This is a genomic window from Pseudomonas sp. AU11447 (assembly GCF_001672555.2).
GTDB lineage: Bacteria > Pseudomonadota > Gammaproteobacteria > Pseudomonadales > Pseudomonadaceae > Pseudomonas > Pseudomonas nitroreducens.
This window is the reverse complement of the sequence record NZ_LZDG02000031.1, coordinates 47,001-66,561: the sequence shown is the minus strand read 5'-3', so window position 1 is coordinate 66,561 and position 19,561 is coordinate 47,001. Positions and strand designations below refer to the sequence as shown.

The window sequence follows — 19,561 nt, the reverse complement described above, 5'->3', positions numbered from 1 at the left end:
CGCCGGCCGCTTGTCGTGTCGCCTTGGAGCATGCAGTCAGTGGACAGAGTTTTCATCGAGGGGCTGGAAGTGGACACCGTGATCGGCGTCTACGACTGGGAACGGGGTATCCGGCAGTGCCTGCGCCTGGACCTGACGCTGGGCTGGGACAACCGCCCGGCGGCGGCCGACGACGATATCGCCAAGGCCCTGGACTACGCCGTGCTCTCCGAGCGGGTCATGGCCTTCGCCCGTGACGCGCACTTCCAACTGGTGGAGACCTTTGCCGAGCGCCTCGCCGAGCTGCTGATGGCCGAGTTCGGTGTCCAGTGGCTGCGCCTGAAGGTCACCAAGCCCGGCGCCGTTGCGGCCGCCATCGGCGTGGGTGTGGAGATCGAACGCGGATGCCGCTGACGACGGTCTACCTCGGGCTGGGCAGCAACTTCGACCGGGAGCAGCACCTGCTCGCGGGGCTGGAGGCACTGGACGAGTTCCTCGAGGATATCCGCTGTTCGCCGGTGTTCGAGAGCGAGCCGGTGGGTATCCGCAGCGGCCCCTTCTACAACTTCGTGATTGTGGCGCGCACCGACCTGCCGCTGGCGGAGTTGAGCCTGCGGCTCAAGCACATCGAGGCGGACAACGGCCGCTATGCGCCGGAACGCAAGGGCCTGCCGCTGGATATCGACGTGTTGCTGTACGGCGACCTGCATGGCGAGTTCGATGGCCTGACGCTGCCGCGTGCAGAAGTGCTGAAGAACGCTTTCGTGCTCTGGCCATTGGCGCTGCTGGCTCCTGAGGTGAAGCATCCGGGAGTTCGGCGTTCGTTCGCTGAGCTCTGGTCGGACGCGCAGATCGCCCAAAAGCTCTGGCCGGTGCCCTTCCAGTGGCGGGGTGCTGAGCTGACGCCGGCGGCGCTGACCGGCATGCACCCGGCGCCGTAATGGCTTTTCTGTAGGAGCGAGCTTGCTCGCGAACGATGTATCCGGTGACACGAGCGCTGGGCGGGTTCGCGAGCAAGCTCGCTCCTACAAGAAAGAGCAATCCGCCGTTTCAGGTGACGTGGTTTTCCTTGTAGGCCTTCAGAGCTTTCAGACGCTCACGCTTGAGCGCTTCGCCCAGCTCCGCCCCCTTGTATCCCTTCTCCAGCAGCGGCTGCACTGCGACCGCGCGTGCGGCTTGCGCTGCGCCGCGCAAGTATTCCGCCTGCGGGTAGTCGCGATCTTCCAGCCCATGGCGGCCGCGGGCGTCCATTTCGCTGGCGGCTAGGAATTCCTCGAAGCGTTGCGGGCGGCGATACACATCGAAGGACTGCAGCAATTCCAGAACGGTGTTCTGCCGCAGCTCCAGCGCCCGGTGGCAGTGGGTGTGGTACTCGCCGACCAGTCGCGCCAGCTCCTGGCAGTCCCGTGGCACCTTGAAGCGCGCATTGAGCGCGTCGATCAGCGGCAGGCCCAGGTGTTCGTGGGCGTGGTGTTTGGGCCAGTCTTCCTCGCGAGTCTCGCCCTTGCCCACGTCGTGGACCAGGCAGGCCCAGCGCACGCTCAGCGGCTGGACGTATTGGGCACACTCGCGCAATACGGCCAGCACGTGTTCGCCGGTATCCACTTCCGGGTGGTGCTGTGGCGGTTGTGGCACGCCGAACAGGGCGTCCACTTCCGGCATCAACACGGCGAGGGCGCCGCAGTCGCGCAGGACCTGGATGAACACGTCCGGGCGCGGCTCCATCAGGGCACGGGAGATTTCCTTCCAGCTGCGTTCGGCCGTCAGTGCTTCCAGTTCGCCGGATTCTGACAGTTCACGCATCAGTGCCAGGGTTTCCGGCGCCACGCTGAAACCCAGGGGGGCGTAGCGCGCGGCAAAGCGGGCGACGCGCAGCACGCGCAGCGGGTCTTCGGCGAAGGCCGGGGAAACGTGGCGAAGCAGGCGGGCTGTGAGGTCTCCCTGGCCGTGGTACGGATCGATGACGTTGCCGTGATCATCTTCGGCCATGGCGTTGATGGTCAGGTCGCGGCGGATCAGGTCCTCTTCCAGGGTGACGTCGGGGCTGGCGTAGAAGGTGAAACCACCGTAACCGCGCCCGCTTTTTCGTTCGGTGCGGGCGAGGGCGTATTCCTCGCCGGTTTTCGGGTGGAGGAACACCGGGAAGTCGGCGCCCACCGGCCGATAGCCCTGGGCGAGCATCTCGTCGGCGCTGGCGCCGACCACTACCCAGTCGGTGTCGCTGAAGGGGATGCCGAGCAGGCGGTCGCGCACGGCGCCGCCCACCTTGTAGATCTGCATGAAGCTGTCTCCTGTTCTGGGGGATAGCTTCGGGGTTTGCGGCGGGTGGGGCAAGCTCGGTGGCTTCTGGGGATTGAGGCGGTTCGCCAGCAAGCTCGCTCCGACAGGTTGCGCACGCCCCGGCTCTAGTAGGAGCGAGCTTGCTCGCGAAAGGGGGCGACGCGCACCTAGGGCGTGGCGGCAGGAATCTGTTGGACGAGGGCGCCGATGGCGTCCTGCAGGAGTGTTGCGCTGGCGTGGGCGGGACTGAGGCCGGTGCTGACGGTGCCTTCCCACAGGGTCTGCTCCTGCGCATCGGTCAGGCGCAGTCGCAGGGTGCCGGTTTCGTCGCGCAGGCGATGGATGGCGAGATAGGGGCCCAACGGATTGGGCGGCGGGGTATCGATCTTGAATTCCAGCGGCGCATCCTGCAGCGCCAGCCAGTAGTAGACGCGGATCTGCGGGCCCGCGCTCTCGCGGTAGCCGCGCTCGATCAGGCCCTGGCGCACCTGTGCGTTGATCAGCGGATAACGACTGCGGTAGGGCAGGGCGTCGACGGCGTTTTCCGGTGGCATCAGCTGGAAGTCGCGCAGCCCGGCCAGGCGTGCATCGGCAGGATGTGCGACCTGAGCGTGGGGGACGGGGTTGCTGCAGGTCGCGACAGCGAGGCAGAGCAGGAGAATGGCGAACAGGCGCATGGCGGTCTCCAGCGGGGTTGCCGCCATGCTTGTCACGCCTGCTGCTCCGGTCAACCGATCAAATGGGTGGGATGATCAGGTCGAGCCGGGGGTAACCCTCCTCGCTGTCGCGTTCACCCTTTGGGGGCATGTGGAAGGTGTTGACGATGTTCTCGCCCTGCAGGGTTTCCAGGTGGATATCGAAGCCCCAAAGACGGTGCAGGTGCTTGAGCACGTCGTCGGTGGATTCGCCCAGCGGTTTGCGGTCGTGCTGCTGGTGGCGCAGGGTCAGCGAGCGGTCACCGCGGCGGTCGACATCCCAGATCTGGATGTTCGGTTCACGATTGCCGAGGTTGTACTGCGCAGCCAGGGTTTCGCGGATCTTGCGATAGCCGTCATCGTCGTGAATGGCGTCGACCAGCATGTCGTCCTTCTGGTCGTCGTCGAGGATGCTGAACAGCTTGAACTCGCGAATGACCTTGGGCGAGAGGAACTGCAGGACGAAGCTCTCGTCCTTGAAGCTCTTCATGGCGAACTTGATGGTGGCCAGCCAGTCGCTGCCGGCGATGTCCGGGAACCAGCGCTTGTCTTCCTCGGTGGGGTGTTCGCAGATGCGGCGGATGTCGCGGTACATGGCGAAGCCCAGCGCGTAGGGGTTGATGCCGCTGTAGTAGGGGCTGTCGAAGCCCGGCTGGTAGACCACGCTGGTGTGGTACTGGAGGAACTCCATCATGAAGCCGTCGCTGACCAGGCCTTCATCGTAGAGGTCGTTGATCAGGGTGTAGTGCCAGAACGTCGCCCAGCCCTCGTTCATCACCTGGGTCTGGCGCTGCGGGTAGAAATACTGCGCCACCTTGCGCACGATGCGCACGATTTCGCGCTGCCAGGGCTCCAGCAGCGGGGCGTTCTTCTCGATGAAGTAGAGGATGTTTTCCTGCGGCTCGCTGGGGTAGCGGGCCAGCCCCTGCTCCTTGTCCTTGCCGGTGGCCTTGGGGATGGTCCGCCAGAGGTCGTTGACCTGGCGCTGGATCTGCTCCTCGCGCTCCTTCTGGCGCTGCTTCTCTTCCTCAGCGGAGATCGGGTAGGGCCGCTTGTATCGGTCCACGCCGTAGTTCATCAGGGCGTGGCAGGAGTCCAGCAGGTCTTCCACTGCGTCGATACCGTAACGCTCCTCGCACTTGTTGATGTAGGACTTGGCGAACACCAGGTAGTCGATGATCGAGGTGGCATCGGTCCAGGTGCGGAACAGGTAGTTGCCCTTGAAGAAGCTGTTGTGCCCGTAGCAGGCGTGGGCGATCACCAGCGCCTGCATGCACTGGGTGTTCTCCTCCATCAGGTAGGCGATGCACGGGTCGGAGTTGATCACGATCTCGTAGGCCAGGCCCATCTGACCGCGCTTGTAGTTCTTTTCCGTGCTGAGGAAGTGCTTGCCGTAGGACCAGTGGTTGTAACCGATGGGCATCCCGACAGAGGCGTAGGCATCCATCATCTGCTCGGCGGTGATCACCTCGATCTGGTTGGGGTAGGTGTCCAGCGCATAACGCTCGGCGAGACGACTGATCTCGCGGTCGTACTGCTGGATCAGCTCGAAGGTCCACTCCGAGCCGGTGGCGATCGGCTGGCGCTTGCTCATGCGACGAGCCTCCTCTGGAACAGCTCGCGGAACACCGGGTAGATGTCCGAAGCGGAGACGATCTGCTGCTGGGCGAAGCTGTCCTCGAAGGTGTCGCGGATCTTCTCGTACTCGAACCACAGCGCCTGGTGCTCGCGCGGGGTGATCTCGACGTAGGTGTAGTACTGGACGAACGGCATGATCTGCTTCATCAGGATGTCGCGGCAGACCGGCGAGTCGTCGTTCCAGTTGTCGCCGTCCGAGGCCTGGGCGGCGTAGATGTTCCATTCGTTGGTGGGATAGCGCTCGGCCATGACTTCCTGCATCAGCTTGAGCGCGCTGGAAACGATGGTGCCGCCAGTCTCGCGGGAATAGAAGAATTCTTCCTCGTCTACCTCGCGGGCGCTGGTGTGGTGGCGGATGAACACCACTTCGATCTTCTCGTAGTTCCGCTTGAGGAACAGGTAGAGCAGGATGAAGAAGCGCTTGGCGATGTCCTTGGTGGCCTGGGTCATGGAGCCGGAAACGTCCATCAGGCAGAACATCACGGCCTTGGAGGTTGGGTTGGGCTGCTTCACCAGGAGGTTGTACTTGAGGTCGAAGGTATCCAGGAACGGCACCTTGTCGATGCGTGCGCGCATGCCGGCAATCTTCTGCTCCAGCTCCTGGATGTCGCCGAGGTTGTCCGGCTCTTCGCGCTTGAGGCGATCCAGCTCCGCCACCGCGGCGCGCAGCTTGCCGCGGGTGGAGCCGGAGAGGGCGATGCGCCGGGCGTGGGCCGAGCGCAGCGTGCGGACAATATTGATGCGCGAGGGGTTGCCCTCGTTGCTGATGCCGGCGCGCACGGTCTTGAAGGTATCGCTGCCGGTGAGATGCCGCTTGATCAGGTTGGGCAGTTCGAGGTCCTCGAACATGAAGTCGAGGAACTCTTCCTGGGTGATCTGGAAGACGAATTCGTCCATCCCCTCACCCTGGTTGCTGGCCTTGCCGGCGCCGCGGCCACCGCCGCCGCCCTGGGGACGGGGAATGTGCTCGCCGGTGGTAAATTCCTTGTTGCCGGGGTGAACGACGGTCTGCTTGCCGCCGCGGCCGTGGTGGAGGACCGGTTCGTCGATATCGCGGCCGGGAATGCTGATCTGCTCGCCATGTTCCATGTCGGTAATGGAGCGGCGGCTGACGGCCTCTTCGACGGCCTTCTTGATGTGTTCGCGGTAACGCCGCAGGAAGCGCTGGCGGTTCACCGTGCTCTTGTTCTTGCCGTTCAGACGCCGGTCGATGACGTAGCTCATGAATGCTCCTCAGGGCCTGCTGCGAAGCGGAACGACCGCCTCGGACAGGTCCGAATGCGACGGCGACCGGCGCGGCGGGGAATCCCGCCGCGCCGATGGCAGACTACTGCGACTTGCGAACCCGCAGATACCATTCCGACAGCAGGCGCACCTGCTTCTCGGTGTAGCCGCGCTCGACCATGCGTTTGACGAAGTCGTTGTGCTTCTGCTGATCCTCCTTGCTCGCCTTGGCATTGAAGCTGATGACCGGCAGCAGGTCCTCGGTGTTGGAGAACATTTTCTTCTCGATCACCACGCGCAGCTTCTCGTACGACAGCCAGCTGGGGTTCTTGCCGTTGTTGCCGGCGCGGGCGCGCAGGACGAAGTTGACGATCTCGTTGCGGAAGTCCTTCGGATTGCTGATGCCGGCCGGCTTCTCGATCTTCTCCAGTTCCTCGTTGAGGGCGGCGCGGTTGAGGATCTCGCCGGTTTCCGGGTCGCGGTATTCCTGGTCCTGGATCCAGAAGTCGGCGTACAGCACGTAGCGGTCGAAGATGTTCTGACCGTACTCGCTGTAGGACTCCAGGTACGCGGTCTGGATTTCCTTGCCGATGAACTCGACGTAGCGCGGCGCCAGGTATTCCTTGAGGAAGCGCAGGTAGCGTTCGCGGGTTTCCGGCGGGAACTGCTCCTGCTCGATCTGCTGTTCCAGCACGTAGAGCAGGTGCACCGGGTTGGCGGCCACTTCATGCGGGTCGAAGTTGAACACCTTGGACAGGATCTTGAAGGCGAAACGGGTGGAAAGCCCGGCCATGCCTTCGTCGACGCCCGCCGTGTCGCGGTATTCCTGGATGGACTTGGCCTTGGGGTCGGTGTCCTTGAGGTTCTCGCCGTCGTAGACGCGCATCTTCGAGTAGATGTTGGAGTTTTCCGGCTCTTTCAGGCGCGACAGCACGGAGAACTGCGAGAGCATCTTCAGGGTGTCCGGCGCGCAGTGGGCGTGCGCCAGGGAGCTGTTGATCAGCAGCTTGTCGTAGATCTTGATCTCGTCGGAGACGCGCAGGCAGTACGGCACCTTGACGATGTAGATCCGGTCGATGAAAGCCTCGTTGTTCTTGTTGTTGCGGAAGCTGTGCCATTCCGATTCGTTGGAGTGGGCGAGGATGATGCCGCTGTAGGGCAGGGAACCGAGGCCTTCGGTACTGTTGTAGTTGCCTTCCTGGGTCGCGGTGAGCAAGGGGTGCAGGACCTTGATCGGCGCCTTGAACATCTCGACGAATTCCATCAGGCCCTGGTTGGCCCGGCACAGTGCGCCCGAGTAGCTGTAGGCGTCGGCGTCGTTCTGCGGGAATTCTTCCAGCTTGCGGATATCCACCTTGCCGACCAGCGCGGAGATGTCCTGGTTGTTCTCATCACCGGGTTCGGTCTTGGCGATGGCGATCTGGTTGAGGATCGAGGGGTGCAACTTGACCACGCGGAACTGGCTGATGTCGCCGCCGAATTCGTTGAGGCGCTTGGTCGCCCACGGCGACATCACCGAGCGCAGGTAGCGGCGCGGGATGCCGTAGTCTTCCTCGAGGATGGCGCCATCTTCGTCGGGGTTGAACAGCCCCAGGGGCGACTCGAACACTGGCGAGCCCTTGATCGCATAGAAGGGCACGTGTTCCATCAGTTGCTTGAGCTTTTCGGCGAGGGAGGATTTGCCGCCGCCGACCGGGCCCAGGAGGTAAAGGATCTGTTTCTTCTCTTCCAGGCCTTGGGCGGCGTGGCGGAAGAAGGAGACGATCTGGTCGATGCACTCCTCCATGCCATGGAAGTCGGCAAAGGCCGGATAACGGCGGATCACCTTGTTGGAGAAGATTCGCGACAGGCGGGAATCGACGGATGTGTCGAGTAGTTCAGGCTCGCCGATGGCCATCAGCATCCGCTCGGCGGCGGTGGCATAGGCGATCTTGTCCTGCTTGCAGATGTCCAGGTACTCCTGGAGGGAGTACTCCTCTTGACGGGTCGCTTCGAAGCGTTCCTGGAAGTGACTGAAAATGCTCATGACGTCTCCTCGCTCGATGCATGGAGCCGGCGCCGGATCGGTCTGTGCGGGTGCGGTCGGGCTGCCAGTGTTACCGGCGAGAATCCCCCAGAACTCCAACGGAACCTGGCGACTGCCCTGATCCGCCCCAATGGTCACTGCCGATTAACCGGAAGCCGGTGTGCCGGCTCTCCCTTTTTTGGATGGCCTGAGGGAAAGGATAGTTCGTTCTTTGATGTGTAAAGGACGAAAGCGCGAGAAGTTACAGATTTTTTGAAGGGGCTAATCCGCCCCTTTCGTAGGGACTTTCAGTCGGAACCGCCTGCGCTGGTATCCGCGGGATAGACGCTGCGCCACAGCTCGAAGCCGCCATCGAGGCTGTAGACCTCGGAGAAGCCCTGCTGGACGAAATAGGCCGCCGCACTCTGGCTGGAATTGCCGTGGTAGCAGACCACTACCAGCGGCGCGTCCATGTCGGCCTCGCGGATGAAGTCGGCCACCGAGTAGTTGTCGATGTGCCGTGAGCCGCTGATATGGCCCATTGCATAGCTCTGCGGGTCGCGGATGTCGACGACCTGGGCGCCGCCTTCGCGCAGCTGCTGGGCCAGGTCGGGGGCGATGCGCTTGAAGTCGCTCATGGGTAGTACCTCGCAAGGCGCGGAGCTTGCGGCTCCGCTGCAATCATTCTGGTTTATCGGCGCAGCTGCACTGGATGCGCTCGAAGGTATCGACGTTCATCAGCGTCATGCTGCCGCCCCATACACAGCCAGTGTCCAGGGCAAACAGGCCGGGGACGTCGCACTGGCCTTCCAGCGCGGCCCAGTGGCCGAAGATGATCTTGCGCCCGGCGGCCTTGCGCTCGGCATAGCTGAACCAGGGCGCGTAGCCCGGCGGCGCGGTGTCCAGGCCTTCCTTGGACTTCAGGTCGAGCTTGCCGTCCGGGGTGCAGAAGCGCATGCGCGTGAAATAGTTGGTGATCACCCGCAGTCGCGCTATGCCGTTGAGCTTCTTGTCCCACTTGGCTGGCTCGTTGCCGTACATGCCATCGAGGAACATCGGCAGCTGAGTGTCGTCGCGCAGCGCGGCTTCGACTTCGGCGGCGCGCTGCAGGGCCTTGTCGATGTCCCACTGCGGCGGGATGCCGGCGTGTACGAGGGTGATGTCGCGAGCGGCGTCGTGATGGACCAGCGGCATCTGCCGCAGCCATTCGATCAGTTGTGCGCAATCCGGCGCCTCGACGATCTCGCGCAGGGTGTCGTTCTTTTTCAGGCGCTCGGCGTTGTAGGCCACGGCGATCAGGTGCAGGTCATGGTTGCCCAGCACGCAGACCAGCGATTCGCGCATGCCATGGAGGAAACGCAGGGTTTCCAGTGACGCGGGGCCGCGATTGACCAGGTCGCCGACCAGCCAGAGCTTGTCCTGGGCGGGGTCGAACTTCACCTGATCCAGCAGGCACTTGAGCGGTTCCAGGCAGCCCTGCAGGTCGCCTACGGCATAGGTGGCCATCAGTGCAGCGCCCCGGGGACGGCGAGGCGGAACGCCGGGATCTCGGCATCGAAGTGGTGGCCGTCGGTCGCGACCATCTGGTAGCTGCCGTGCATGCTGCCGACCTTGGTCGCCATCACGGTGCCGCTGGTATAGGTGTGGCTGGCACCCGGCTCGATGAGCGGTTTTTCGCCAACGACGCCGGCGCCGCGCACTTCCTGCACGTGGCCATCGCCGTCGGTGATGATCCAGTGGCGGGTCAGCAGCTTGGCAGCCAATTCGCCGTGGTTGTGGATGGTCACGGTGTAGGCGAACACGTAGCGCTGCTGCTCCGGCTGCGATTGCTCGGGCAGGTGGCGGGTGGTGACGCTGACGCTGACCTGATAGCGGGGATCGCTCATGCGCTCGGTCCTTGCTCGGCTTCCGGGTTGGTTTCGCTGTAGCGGTTAGCCAGGCTGACGAAGTCGGCGACGCTCAGTTGCTCCGGACGCAGGGTCGGGTCGACGCCGGCGGCTTCGATGTCCTCGACGCTCATCAGCGTACGCAGGGTGTTACGCAGGGTCTTGCGGCGCTGGTTGAAGGCTTCGCGGACGATGCGTTCCAGCACGCGGTGATCCTTTGCCGGATGGGGCGGTTCAGCGTAGGGCACCAGCCGGACGATAGCCGACTCGACCTTGGGCGGCGGGTTGAACGCGCCGGGGCCGACGGTGAACAGGTAATCCACCCGGCAGAAGTACTGCACCATGATCGACAGGCGGCCCCAGTCGCCGTTGCCCGGCTCGGCAGCCAGGCGCTCCACCACTTCCTTCTGCAGCATGAAGTGCATGTCCTGGATGAGCGAGGCATGGTCCAGGAGATGGAAGATCAGTGGGGTGGAGATGTTGTAGGGCAGGTTGCCGACCACGCGCAGCTTGTCCTCGGGGGAGGCGATCAGGCTGGAGAAGTCGAACTTCATCGCATCGCCTTGGTGCAGGCTGAAGTTGGGCTTGAGGCCGAAGCGCCATTTCAGTTGGGGGATCAGGTCCAGGTCCAGCTCGATTACGTCGAGCTTCGCGCCGCTGTCCACCAGGCCTTCGGTCAGGGCGCCCTGGCCTGGGCCGATTTCCAGCAGGTGCTGGCCTTCCTTGGCGGCGATGGCGCGGAGGATCTTGTGGATCACTCCGGCGTCGTGCAGGAAGTTCTGCCCAAAGCGTTTACGGGCGCGGTGCTGGAAGAGTTCGGACATCGAAGGCTCCGGAGAGCAGCCGGACGCCCGAGGCGGCCGGCTGGAGGCGGAAAAACCATCAGTTTACCAGTCCGCGACGGCCAGCACGAAACGCTGGCCGAACGGAGTGCTGCTGATCAGCCTTTCGCGGCGCCGGCTTCGGCCATCTGATAGGCGGTTTCCAGGGCAACCTGCAGGCTGCCGCTGTCGATCCGGCCAGTGCCGGCGAGGTCCAGCGCGGTACCGTGGTCCACCGAGGTGCGGATGATCGGCAGGCCGAGCGTTACGTTCACTGCTGCACCGAAGCCCTTGTACTTGAGAACTGGTAGGCCCTGGTCGTGGTACATGGCCAGTACCGCATCGCAGTGCTCCAGGTGCTTGGGGGTGAACAGCGTGTCGGCCGGCAGCGGGCCGATCAGCTGCATGCCCTCGGTGCGCAGGCGCTCCAGTGTCGGTTCGATCACGTCGATCTCTTCGTGGCCGAGGTGGCCGCCTTCGCCTGCGTGGGGGTTCAGGCCGCAGACCAGAATGCGCGGGTTGGCCAGGCCGAATTTGTCGCGCAGGTCGGCATGCAGGATGCGGGTGACGCGCTCCAGGCGATCCGGGGTAATGGCATCGGCGATCTGTCGCAGCGGCAGGTGGGTGGTCACTAGGGCGACGCGCAGGCCGCGGGTGGCGAGCATCATCACCACCTGGGCGGTGTGGGTGAGATCGGCGAGAAACTCGGTATGGCCGGAGAAGGCGATGCCGGCTTCGTTGATGACGCCCTTGTGCACGGGGGCGGTGATCATCCCGGCGAAATGTCCGTCCAGGCAGCCTTGGCCGGCGCGGGTGAGGGTTTCCAGCACATAGGCGGCGTTGGCCTGGTTCAGCTTGCCCGGTTCGACCGGCGCTGCCAGTGGAGTGTCCCAGACATAAAGGCTGCCGGCCGGAGCAGCGACATCGGGCCAGTGGCCGGGGCCGACTTCCTGCAGGTCGATGTTCAGCCCCAGCAGCGCGGCACGCTCTGCCAGCAGTTCACGACTGGCGACGGCAACCAGTGGATGCGGTTGAATTTCGCGGGCCAGCAGCAGGCAGAGGTCGGGACCGATGCCGGCGGGCTCGCCGGGAGTGAGGGCGAAAAGGTGGGAAGTGCTCATGGATGACTCTCGAATCAGGATTTACCGCGAATGTTCCTACTCTACGACGAAGCTTCCTGCAGGCAAAAAGAAACCCGGCCATGGCCGGGTTTCTTCGTAGCGACTCGCACTGCTTACTGCTTGATCTCGACGTAGGCTTCGTCGCGGATCTGGCGCAGCCAGGCCTGCAGTTCCTCGTCGTACTTGCGTGCGCGGAGGGTCTGGGCGGCTTGTTGCTCGCGGAACTTGTCGCTGCTGTCGGTGGCGCGACGGCCGAGGACTTCCAGCACGTGCCAGCCGAACGGCGAGCGGAACGGCTTGGTGACCTGGCCTTGCGGCGCATTGTTCATCACGTCGCGGAATTCCGGTACCAGGGATTCCGGGTCGACCCAGTTGAGGTCGCCGCCGTTGAGCTTGGAGCCCGGGTCTTCGGAGAATTTCTTCGCCAGGTCGCTGAAGCTCTCGCCGGCCTGGATGCGCTCGTAGAGCTTCTCGGCCAGGCGCTGGGTTTCTTCTTCGCTGCGAATCTCGCTGGGCTTGAGCAGGATATGGCGGACGTGGACTTCGTCACGCAGCATCTTGCTGCCACCGCGCTTCTCTTCCAGCTTGATGATGATGAAACCGCCCGGGGTGCGGACCGGCTCGGTCACGTCGCCCACAGCCAGGGTGCCAATCATGCTGTCGAACGGCGAGGGCAGCTGGGCGGCCTTGCGCCAGCCGATCTCGCCGCCTTCCAGGGCGTTGTCGCCGGCCGAGCGGGATACCGCCAGCTGGCCGAAGTCCGCGCCCTGCTTGAGCTGCTGGTACATTTCCTGAGCCTGGCGAGCCGCAGCCTGCACCGTCTCGGGCGAAGCGCTGTCCGGCACCGGGATCAGGATGTTGGCCAGGCGGTATTCTTCCGAGAGCTGGATCTTGCCGAGGTCGGAGGCCAGGAAGTTCTGCACTTCCTGCTCGCTGACCTGGATGCGCTCGGCCACACGGCGCTGGCGCACACGGCTGATGATCATCTCGCGGCGCACCTGCTCGCGGGCCTCGTCGTACGACAGGCCGTCGTGGGCGAGGGCAGCACGGAACTGGTCCAGGCTCATGTTGTTGCGCTGGGCAATGGTGCCCATGGCCTGGTTCAGCTCTTCATCGGTAATGCGCACGCCGGAGCGGTCGCCGATCTGCAGCTGGATGTTCTCGATGATCAGGCGCTCGAGCACCTGCTGGGTCAGCACATGCTCGGGCGGCAGCGGCGCGCCGCGCTTCTGGATGGTTGCACGGACTTCGCGCAGGCGCTGGTCCAGCTGGCTCTGCATCACTACGTCGTTGTCGACGATGGCGACCACACGGTCCAACGGAACCACTTCGGCGTGCACGACGGAACTTGCCAACAGCGCGCCCAGCATCAGCGGGCGCAGGGCCTTACATAGCATTGTCTTCACGTTGACGATAACCCTGGATACCTTGGTCGAGGAAGCCTTCCACCTGGTTGCCAACCACGCCGCCAAGGCCTTTCAAGATGATTTGAAGGAACACACCGTGGTCGCCCTTCGACGTGTTGTTGGAGCTGATGTATTGGTCGTCGTCGTAGTCAACCCAGTAACGATTGATCAGACGAAGCTTCCAGCAGCAGCTGTCGTACTCGAAACCACCGAAGGCCTCCAGCGTGCGGCTCTGGTTGTAGTCGAACTGCCAGCGGCCGATGGCGGCCCACTGTGGCAGCACGGGCCACATGAAGGAGAAATCGTGCTGCTCGATCTTGTACTCGTCGCTACCGTATTCGAACCGTCCGGTGTTCGGGTCGAAGCGTTTGCTGTCCGCGCGGTAGCGATAGCCAGCGTTCAGCACCTTGCGAGGATCGGCTTCGGGCTGATAGTGGAACATCACGTTGCCGTTGTCGGTGTGGTGAGTGTTCGGGTTCCAGTTGAAGTCCGAGCTGGCGTACCAGTCGCGGTTGAAACGATAGATGCCGGTGAGTGCGTAGGGCGAGCGCCAGGTGTCTGCGTCGGCGTTATCAATCGTATTGTTCGGATTAGCCGCATTGTAATTGCGCAGATAGGTCTCGGTCAGACCAGGAAGTTGAACGCGACGATCGCTGAAGTAATAGATCTGGCCAGCAGCGATGTACGCCCGCTCGAAACCGTCGTCCTCGATGAAGCGCGAACCCAGGCCGAGGGACAGCTGGTTGGCGTCGCCGATTCGGTCGCGGCCGGTGAAGCGGTTTTCACGCCATAGCGAGTCGTAGCTGAAGGTGAATTCGCCTGTATCGAAGACGGGCAGGTTGTCCTGGTCCTTGTACGGGACGTACAGGTACATCGCCCGGGGTTCCAGGGTCTGGCGGTATTTGCTGCCACCGAAGGTGGTGTCGCGGTCGAAGTACAAGCCGCCATCCAGCTTGGCCAGGCCCAGCGAGCGGTCTGGGCTGCTGTCGAAGCTGACATCGCCGTAGTTCGTACTTGGATTGGCAAGCTGGGCTTTGCCAACGCTGTCCAAGTCCAGATCGTACTTGGTGTACATGGCCTTGACGGTCGGCGTAATGAAGCCCCAGCTGCGGTTCATTGGCAGGCTGATACCAGGCTCGGCATGGAAGCGATCACCGGTGGCTCGCGCGAGGCCCTGGATATTGGCGTCCGGGCGGGTGCCTTTGATGGTGCCGTCGTCGTTGAGGTAGACGGTTTCGTCGAGGTCACGATCAAAGCGCACGGCTTCGGTGCTGTAGGTGAAATTCAGGCCGCCCGGATTGAACGGCAGCTTGCCGTCAAGGGTGAGCTGCGGCAAGCGATCATACGGGGTGACGTCGGTCACGGTCGCCAACTGGTAGGACTGCGCGTTCAGCCGGGCGGTATAGCTGTCGCCGCGGTAGGTTAGCGAGCCCTGCTGGTTGACGTAGGTCGGCGAGCCAATGCCCAGCGAAGTGTCCAGGTCCTGGAAGTAGTACGGGTCGCTGATGCGGGTGTAGTCCACCTGCGCTAGCCAGCGGGAATCCAGTCCGCTGGTGTTTTTCCAGCCGTACAGCCAACGGGTGTCGGTGTACTTCGGGAAGTCTTCGCGGTCATCGTCCTTGTCGTTGAGGTAGGCCGCGTTGAACTGGCCTTCGCTGCTGTGGGTCAGGTAGCGGAACTCGCCTTCCATCAGCAGACCGCGCTTGACCATGTAGTGCGGGTACAACGTGGCGTCGTAGTTGGGCGCCAGGTTGAAGTAGTACGGCGTGGTCAGGGTGAAACCGGTGTCGGTCGAGCTGGCGAAGGAAGGCGCCAGGAAGCCGGATTGACGACGGTTGTCGATCGGGAAATAGATGTACGGGGTGTAGAAGACCGGAATGTCCTTCACCCGCAGGGTCGCGTTGGTCGCGGTGCCGAAGCCGGTGGCCGGGTTCAGCTTGATGTTGTTGCCCTTCATGACCCAGGCGTTGCTGCCCGGCTCGCAACGGGTGTAGGTGCCGTCCTTGAGCTGGATGATCGCGTCTTCCTGGCGCTTGGCGTACAGCGCGCTGCCGCGGATCTGCGCCTGGTGCATGACGTATTCGGCGTTGTCGATCTTCGCCGCGCCGTTGTCCAGTTGCAGCTCGGCATGGTCACCGACGATCAGCGCGCCGTTGTCGCGCAGCTTGACGTTGCCGACCAGCTCGCCGCGGTTCTCGGCCTGGTGCAGGTTGGCCTCGTCGGCCTCGACCTGCATGCTGCCCTGACGCAGGACCACGTTACCCGCGAGGGTGGCGATCTGCTTTTCCTGCTCGTAGCGGGAAACCTTCGCCGAGACGTAGGTCGGGGCCTCGTCGTTCGGCGTCTTGTCGTTCATGCCTGGACGTACCGGCTCGACGTAGGCGCCGCTGCAGTACGGGCCCATTTCGGCCTGTTGTGCAGCGGTGAGCTTGTCGCGTGGGATCCAGTCGAGGTGGCTGTAGTCGCTGCTGCGCGACTTCAGGCCGCGGCCGCCGGATTCGGTGACCAGTTGTTTCGGCTCTTCGCCAGCGGCGCTGCTCGAGCTGCCCGAGGACTTCGAGCTGCTCGCGGCCGTGCCGCCAGCGCTGACGGAGGTGGCCCCATGCTGTGGGCGCGGTACTGTGCTGGCGCTGTTCTGCGAGGAGCAGTCCCAGGCGCCGGATGCGGAGGGCTGGCAGGCGAACTGCTCGCCGGGCGCCGCGGTCACAGTGGCGAGCGGTTGGATAGCCAGCAGGCCACCGGTCACCAGTAAGGGGAATTTTCTACGGAACACGGGGAAATTCACTGCCATCTTGTTAATCCGGGCTTCCTGCGAGCCTTCAGCCCAAAACGGGCCGCACGCCTATCGATGGGCTCAAAAAGATGCTGGATAATAAAGCATGACCCGCGCAACGGCTAGCGCCGTGGAGAACCCCGAAAAATGACCGAGGATGCTCGTTACCAGCAGATGATCCGCTGGTTGGACTTGAGTTTGCCCGCAGTGTTCAACGTGCAAGGCTGGGGGCAGGTGCCCGAGGCCAGCCTCACCGCGGCCAGCAGCGACGCCAGTTTCCGCCGTTATTTCCGCTGGCAGGGAGCAGGCCGCAGCCTGATCGTGATGGATGCGCCGCCACCCCAGGAAGACTGCCGTCCGTTCATCAAGGTCGCCGGTCTGCTGGCCGAGGCTGGAGTGCACGTTCCGAAGATTCTGGCCCAGGATGTCGAGCAGGGCTTCCTGTTGCTCGATGATCTGGGGCGGCAGACCTACCTCGATGTACTCACTGCGCAGAATGCCGAGGAGCTGTTCGAGAACGCCCTGGATGCCCTGGTGGCCTTCCAGCAGGTGGATGTGGCCGAGCGCCTTCCGGCCTACGACGAAGCCCTGTTGCGCCGCGAGCTGCAGCTGTTTCCCGACTGGTACCTGCAGCGCCATCTGGGCGTGACGCTGGAGGGCGAACAGCTCGCTCGCTGGGAACGCACCTGCGACCTGCTGGTGCGCAGCGCCCTGGGACAGCCCTGTGTGTTCGTGCACCGCGACTACATGCCGCGCAACCTGATGCTCAGCGAGCCGAACCCCGGCATCCTCGATTTCCAGGATGCGGTCTACGGTCCGGTGACCTATGACGTGACCTGCCTTTATAAGGATGCCTTCCTCAGTTGGCCGGAACCGCGGGTCCACGACGGCCTGTCGCGCTACTGGCGCAAGGCCCAGGCGGCCGGTATTCCGCTGCCGGAGAACTTCGAGACCTTCTTCCGCGCCAGCGACCTGATGGGCGCCCAGCGTCACCTGAAGGTGATCGGCATCTTCGCGCGCATCTGCCATCGCGATGGCAAGCCTCGCTACCTCGGCGATGTGCCGCGTTTCTTCCGCTACCTGGAAAGCGTCATCGCGCGCCGGCCGGAACTGGCCGACCTTGCTGCGCTGCTGGCCGACCTGCCCGAAGACGAGACGCATCCCGCATGAAGGCCATGATTCTCGCCGCAGGCAAGGGTGAACGCCTGCGCCCGCTGACCCTGCACACGCCCAAGCCGCTGGTGCGCGCTGGCGGCGTGCCGCTCATCGAGTACCAGTTGCAGGCGCTGCGCCAGGCTGGCTTCGATCAGGTGGTGATCAACCACGCCTGGCTTGGCCAGCAGATCGAAGACCACCTGGGCGATGGCTCGGCCGTTGGCGTGAGCATCCGCTATTCGCCCGAGGGCGAGCCGCTGGAAACCGGCGGCGGCATCTTCAAGGCGCTGCCGCTGTTGGGGGACGACGCCTTCGTCATCGCCAACGGTGACATCTGGACAGACTTCGATTACGCAAGCCTGCACGGCGCGTTGGCCGAGGGCGACCTGGCGCATCTGGTGCTGGTGGATAATCCCGGCCACCACGCTCGGGGTGATTTCTGCCTGCGTGACGGCCGCGTCAGCGACTACCGGGAAGGTCAGCCGAGCCTGACCTACAGCGGCATCGCCATCCTCCGTCCGCAACTGTTCGACGGCTGCCAGCCCGGCGCGTTCAAGTTGGCGCCGTTGCTGCGCCAAGCGATGGAGGCGGGGTGCGTAAGTGGCGTGCACCATCGTGGCCGCTGGATTGATGTCGGCACCCACGAGCGCCTGGCAGACGTCGAACGCCAGTTGGCGGAGGGCTGAAGTGTTCTGGCCGGGTACCCTGGTGGGTGTCATCGCCGGATGGGCGTTGGCGAGCATTCCGGGCGCCATGCTTGGTGCGTTGCTCGGCCAGGTGCTCGACCGGCGCTTGAAGCAGCGCACCTGGCGGGGCTTGCTGGAGCAGTTGCGCGGCGGCCCTCGGGTAGGCGACCAGGAACTGCTCTTCCTGCTGCTCGGCAGACTGGCCAAGAGCCGCGGCCGTGTGGTCGATGCGCACATCCAGCAGGCGCGTTCCGAAATGCAGCGCTTGCAGCTGGATGACAAGTCCCGTCGCCAGGCCATTGATGCCTTCGGTCGCGGCAAGCTGGGCGGTGAATTGCTGGACGTCGGCCTGCGCCAGCGCCATGGCCAGGAGGCGACTGCCGAAGGGCTACTCCAGGCCTGTTGGCGAATGGCCTGGGCGAGCGGTACGCCGAACGCTGCGCAGAAGAACCTGCTGCTGCAGTGGGGCGATTCACTGGGGCTTTCTCGCTCCAGGGTATTGGCGATGTCGTCCGGTGCCGAGCCGCCCAAGCCGCCGGCTACTCCGCGCGAATCCTATACCGGAGCGCTGCGACTGCTGGGCGTGACGGCAGAGAGTGAGCCGGAGGAGATCAAGCGCGCCTACCGCAAGCTGATCAGCCAGAACCACCCGGACAAGCTCGAAGGCATGGGTGCCAGCCCCGAGCGGATTGCTGCGGCGACCAACAGGACCCGCGAGATCCAGGCGGCCTACCTGCTGGTGCGCCAGCGTCGCGGCTTCCGCTGACTCAGGGCTGCTCGATCGGCTCCAGGTGCATCGACAGCCAGCCGCGGATGCGCCGGTAGAGCTGTTCCTGCTCGGTGCCCAGGTCGGCTGGCAGGGCGTTCATGCCAATCTGCACATAGTTGGGGGCTTTCTGCCGCTTGCTGGCTTGCAGGCGCAGCTTGGCTGCCGCTACATCGGTTGACTTGTCCTTGTAGTAGAAATCGCCGGTGGCGAGGTTCAGCAAGGGGACGGTCTCGTCCAGCGATGGTTTGAAGTCGCGCGGCATCTCCGGCGCCACCAGCAGCAGGTTCTTGATGTCCGCTGGTGTGCGCTCGCCCAGGTAGCGAGTGGCCCAATAGGCGCCGGTACCATGACCAAGCAGGACGATGGTTTTGGGTTTGTGCTGCTGCGCCAACTCGACCGCTGCCTGGATGCGCGCCAGCACCCGTTCGGCGTGGGCCTTGCGCAGCTCCACCGGGTCGGTGGGCGGCGGCGGGGCTTCCGGGCTGGCCTGGGCCGGTTCCGCACTGCCGGTCTCGGCGGTGCTTTCCGGAGTTGGCGTCGCGCTGCCTTGGCTGCCTTTCACTTCCGGTTTGCTCGCGCTATCGGCAGCGCTGGCGTCGGTGTCGGCGCTGGCTTTGTCGGGCGATTCCTTCGGCCGTGGAATTGGTGCAGTGCTCTGTGGGTCGGGCAGGGTGACGGCCAGGGTCTGCCAGCCGGCATCGGGCAGCTTGCGCCGCAGCGGTCCGATCGCCACCGGCCAGTCGGCGCTTTCGCCATCGCCGGGGATGAGGATCACGGCGCCTTCGGCATCGGCGGTATTGGCCGGCAGCCAGAGGGCAAGGAAGGTTTCGTCGCCGGCCTTGAGTTCCTGGCGCTCGCTTTCGGGTAACTGGCGCACCAGGCCGTTGGCTTCGTCCTGGCTGCGCTCGCTCACCGCCTGGCGCACCACCGGTACCGTGGTTGATTTTGCGTCGGTGGCGGGCTTGGCGTCTTCGGCCCGACTGGCGCCCAGCGGTGACAGGCCGAGGGACAGGCAAAGGGCGAGAAGCGTCGGTCGAGACAATTGCGGCATCGGTGATATCCCAGTCTGGCGGGCAGCACGCGGCGGGGCGCGAGTGCGGCCAGCCTAGCGGCTTGTATTAGC

At 64.1% G+C, this 19,561-nt stretch carries 18 protein-coding genes; 5 read left to right on the top strand and 13 right to left on the bottom strand.

The features are described 5' to 3' along the window. Nucleotides 1–39 precede the first annotated feature (39 nt). Together folB and folK are read left to right on the top strand one after the other, a co-directional pair. Complete coding sequence (gene folB / locus A6723_RS09330; protein ID WP_054908038.1) at nt 40–393, top strand: dihydroneopterin aldolase; 354 nt, start codon at nt 40–42, stop codon at nt 391–393. Next, nucleotides 384–920 carry a 2-amino-4-hydroxy-6-hydroxymethyldihydropteridine diphosphokinase gene (gene folK, locus A6723_RS09325; protein ID WP_054908022.1) on the top strand — a complete coding sequence of 179 codons (537 nt, stop codon included), beginning with the start codon at nt 384–386 and terminating at the stop codon, nt 918–920. The genes folB and folK overlap by 10 nt, the downstream gene beginning before the upstream one ends. 109 nt (nt 921–1,029) lie before the next feature. On the opposite strand, the gene A6723_RS09320 is transcribed toward folK, so the two are convergent. The 12 genes from A6723_RS09320 to A6723_RS09265 all read right to left on the bottom strand — a co-directional run bounded on the left by A6723_RS09320 (nt 1,030) and on the right by A6723_RS09265 (nt 15,846). Next, complete coding sequence (locus tag A6723_RS09320) at nt 1,030–2,259, bottom strand: multifunctional CCA addition/repair protein (protein WP_054908023.1); 1,230 nt, start codon at nt 2,257–2,259, stop codon at nt 1,030–1,032. A 167-nt stretch (nt 2,260–2,426) separates the two neighbouring features. Then, entirely contained in the window at nt 2,427–2,936 is a 510-nt protein-coding gene (locus tag A6723_RS09315; RefSeq protein ID WP_054908039.1) for a DUF4136 domain-containing protein, read from the bottom strand. Nucleotides 2,937–2,994: 58 nt separating this feature from the next. Continuing rightward, nucleotides 2,995–4,548, bottom strand: a complete 1,554-nt coding sequence (locus A6723_RS09310; protein WP_024763609.1) for a SpoVR family protein — start codon at nt 4,546–4,548, stop codon at nt 2,995–2,997. Beyond that, entirely contained in the window at nt 4,545–5,816 is a 1,272-nt protein-coding gene (locus A6723_RS09305; RefSeq protein ID WP_054908024.1) for a YeaH/YhbH family protein, read from the bottom strand. Before A6723_RS09305 ends, A6723_RS09310 begins: the two co-directional genes overlap by 4 nt. A gap of 103 nt (nt 5,817–5,919) precedes the next feature. Further along, nucleotides 5,920–7,842: a PrkA family serine protein kinase gene (locus A6723_RS09300; RefSeq protein ID WP_038803509.1), complete on the bottom strand. Its 1,923-nt coding sequence runs from the start codon at nt 7,840–7,842 to the stop codon at nt 5,920–5,922. A 287-nt stretch (nt 7,843–8,129) separates the two neighbouring features. Beyond that, entirely contained in the window at nt 8,130–8,459 is a 330-nt protein-coding gene (gene glpE / locus A6723_RS09295) for a thiosulfate sulfurtransferase GlpE (RefSeq protein WP_054908025.1), read from the bottom strand. A gap of 43 nt (nt 8,460–8,502) precedes the next feature. Then, nucleotides 8,503–9,327, bottom strand: coding sequence for a symmetrical bis(5'-nucleosyl)-tetraphosphatase (locus A6723_RS09290; RefSeq protein ID WP_054908026.1), 825 nt, complete (start codon nt 9,325–9,327; stop codon nt 8,503–8,505). Then, nucleotides 9,327–9,707 (bottom strand): Co2+/Mg2+ efflux protein ApaG, encoded by a 381-nt coding sequence (gene apaG / locus A6723_RS09285; RefSeq protein ID WP_054908027.1) that lies wholly within the window; start codon nt 9,705–9,707, stop codon nt 9,327–9,329. Before apaG ends, A6723_RS09290 begins: the two co-directional genes overlap by 1 nt. After that, a complete protein-coding gene (gene rsmA, locus A6723_RS09280; protein WP_054908028.1) occupies nt 9,704–10,531 on the bottom strand; it encodes a 16S rRNA (adenine(1518)-N(6)/adenine(1519)-N(6))-dimethyltransferase RsmA in 828 nt (275 codons plus the stop codon). The genes apaG and rsmA overlap by 4 nt, the downstream gene beginning before the upstream one ends. 116 nt (nt 10,532–10,647) lie before the next feature. Continuing rightward, entirely contained in the window at nt 10,648–11,649 is a 1,002-nt protein-coding gene (gene pdxA, locus A6723_RS09275) for a 4-hydroxythreonine-4-phosphate dehydrogenase PdxA (protein WP_054908029.1), read from the bottom strand. 113 nt (nt 11,650–11,762) lie between these two features. Further along, nucleotides 11,763–13,055, bottom strand: a complete 1,293-nt coding sequence (locus A6723_RS09270; RefSeq protein WP_139092940.1) for a peptidylprolyl isomerase — start codon at nt 13,053–13,055, stop codon at nt 11,763–11,765. Further along, nucleotides 13,036–15,846, bottom strand: coding sequence for an LPS-assembly protein LptD (locus tag A6723_RS09265; protein ID WP_054908031.1), 2,811 nt, complete (start codon nt 15,844–15,846; stop codon nt 13,036–13,038). Before A6723_RS09265 ends, A6723_RS09270 begins: the two co-directional genes overlap by 20 nt. Before the next feature lie 129 nt (nt 15,847–15,975). Here A6723_RS09265 and A6723_RS09260 point away from each other — a divergent pair, with 129 nt between their 5' ends. The 3 genes from A6723_RS09260 to A6723_RS09250 are packed head-to-tail and all read left to right on the top strand — an operon-like array spanning nt 15,976 to nt 18,435. Beyond that, entirely contained in the window at nt 15,976–16,998 is a 1,023-nt protein-coding gene (locus A6723_RS09260; protein ID WP_054908032.1) for an aminoglycoside phosphotransferase family protein, read from the top strand. After that, entirely contained in the window at nt 16,995–17,669 is a 675-nt protein-coding gene (gene murU, locus A6723_RS09255) for an N-acetylmuramate alpha-1-phosphate uridylyltransferase MurU (protein WP_054908033.1), read from the top strand. The genes A6723_RS09260 and murU overlap by 4 nt, the downstream gene beginning before the upstream one ends. Nucleotide 17,670: 1 nt before the next feature. Beyond that, on the top strand, nt 17,671–18,435 hold the full coding sequence (locus tag A6723_RS09250) for a DnaJ domain-containing protein (protein ID WP_054908034.1): 765 nt from the start codon (nt 17,671–17,673) through the stop codon (nt 18,433–18,435). Between the two features lies 1 nt (nt 18,436). On the opposite strand, the gene A6723_RS09245 is transcribed toward A6723_RS09250, so the two are convergent. Beyond that, on the bottom strand, nt 18,437–19,489 hold the full coding sequence (locus A6723_RS09245) for an alpha/beta hydrolase family protein (protein WP_054908035.1): 1,053 nt from the start codon (nt 19,487–19,489) through the stop codon (nt 18,437–18,439). Between the last annotated feature and the right edge of the window lie 72 nt (nt 19,490–19,561).

Excerpts from the sequence above, each read along its gene's own strand:
- A6723_RS09245 (WP_054908035.1), bottom strand. The coding sequence starts at position 19,489 with ATGCCGCAATTGTCTCGACCGACGCTTCTCGCCCTTTGCCTGTCCCTC.
- rsmA (WP_054908028.1), bottom strand. The coding sequence starts at position 10,531 with ATGTCCGAACTCTTCCAGCACCGCGCCCGTAAACGCTTTGGGCAGAAC.
- A6723_RS09265 (WP_054908031.1), bottom strand. The coding sequence starts at position 15,846 with ATGGCAGTGAATTTCCCCGTGTTCCGTAGAAAATTCCCCTTACTGGTG.
- A6723_RS09310 (WP_024763609.1), bottom strand. The coding sequence starts at position 4,548 with ATGAGCAAGCGCCAGCCGATCGCCACCGGCTCGGAGTGGACCTTCGAG.
- apaG (WP_054908027.1), bottom strand. The coding sequence starts at position 9,707 with ATGAGCGATCCCCGCTATCAGGTCAGCGTCAGCGTCACCACCCGCCAC.
- A6723_RS09300 (WP_038803509.1), bottom strand. The coding sequence starts at position 7,842 with ATGAGCATTTTCAGTCACTTCCAGGAACGCTTCGAAGCGACCCGTCAA.
- pdxA (WP_054908029.1), bottom strand. The coding sequence starts at position 11,649 with ATGAGCACTTCCCACCTTTTCGCCCTCACTCCCGGCGAGCCCGCCGGC.
- glpE (WP_054908025.1), bottom strand. The coding sequence starts at position 8,459 with ATGAGCGACTTCAAGCGCATCGCCCCCGACCTGGCCCAGCAGCTGCGC.
- A6723_RS09320 (WP_054908023.1), bottom strand. The coding sequence starts at position 2,259 with ATGCAGATCTACAAGGTGGGCGGCGCCGTGCGCGACCGCCTGCTCGGC.
- folK (WP_054908022.1), top strand. The coding sequence starts at position 384 with ATGCCGCTGACGACGGTCTACCTCGGGCTGGGCAGCAACTTCGACCGG.
- A6723_RS09315 (WP_054908039.1), bottom strand. The coding sequence starts at position 2,936 with ATGCGCCTGTTCGCCATTCTCCTGCTCTGCCTCGCTGTCGCGACCTGC.
- A6723_RS09260 (WP_054908032.1), top strand. The coding sequence starts at position 15,976 with ATGACCGAGGATGCTCGTTACCAGCAGATGATCCGCTGGTTGGACTTG.
- A6723_RS09290 (WP_054908026.1), bottom strand. The coding sequence starts at position 9,327 with ATGGCCACCTATGCCGTAGGCGACCTGCAGGGCTGCCTGGAACCGCTC.
- murU (WP_054908033.1), top strand. The coding sequence starts at position 16,995 with ATGAAGGCCATGATTCTCGCCGCAGGCAAGGGTGAACGCCTGCGCCCG.
- A6723_RS09305 (WP_054908024.1), bottom strand. The coding sequence starts at position 5,816 with ATGAGCTACGTCATCGACCGGCGTCTGAACGGCAAGAACAAGAGCACG.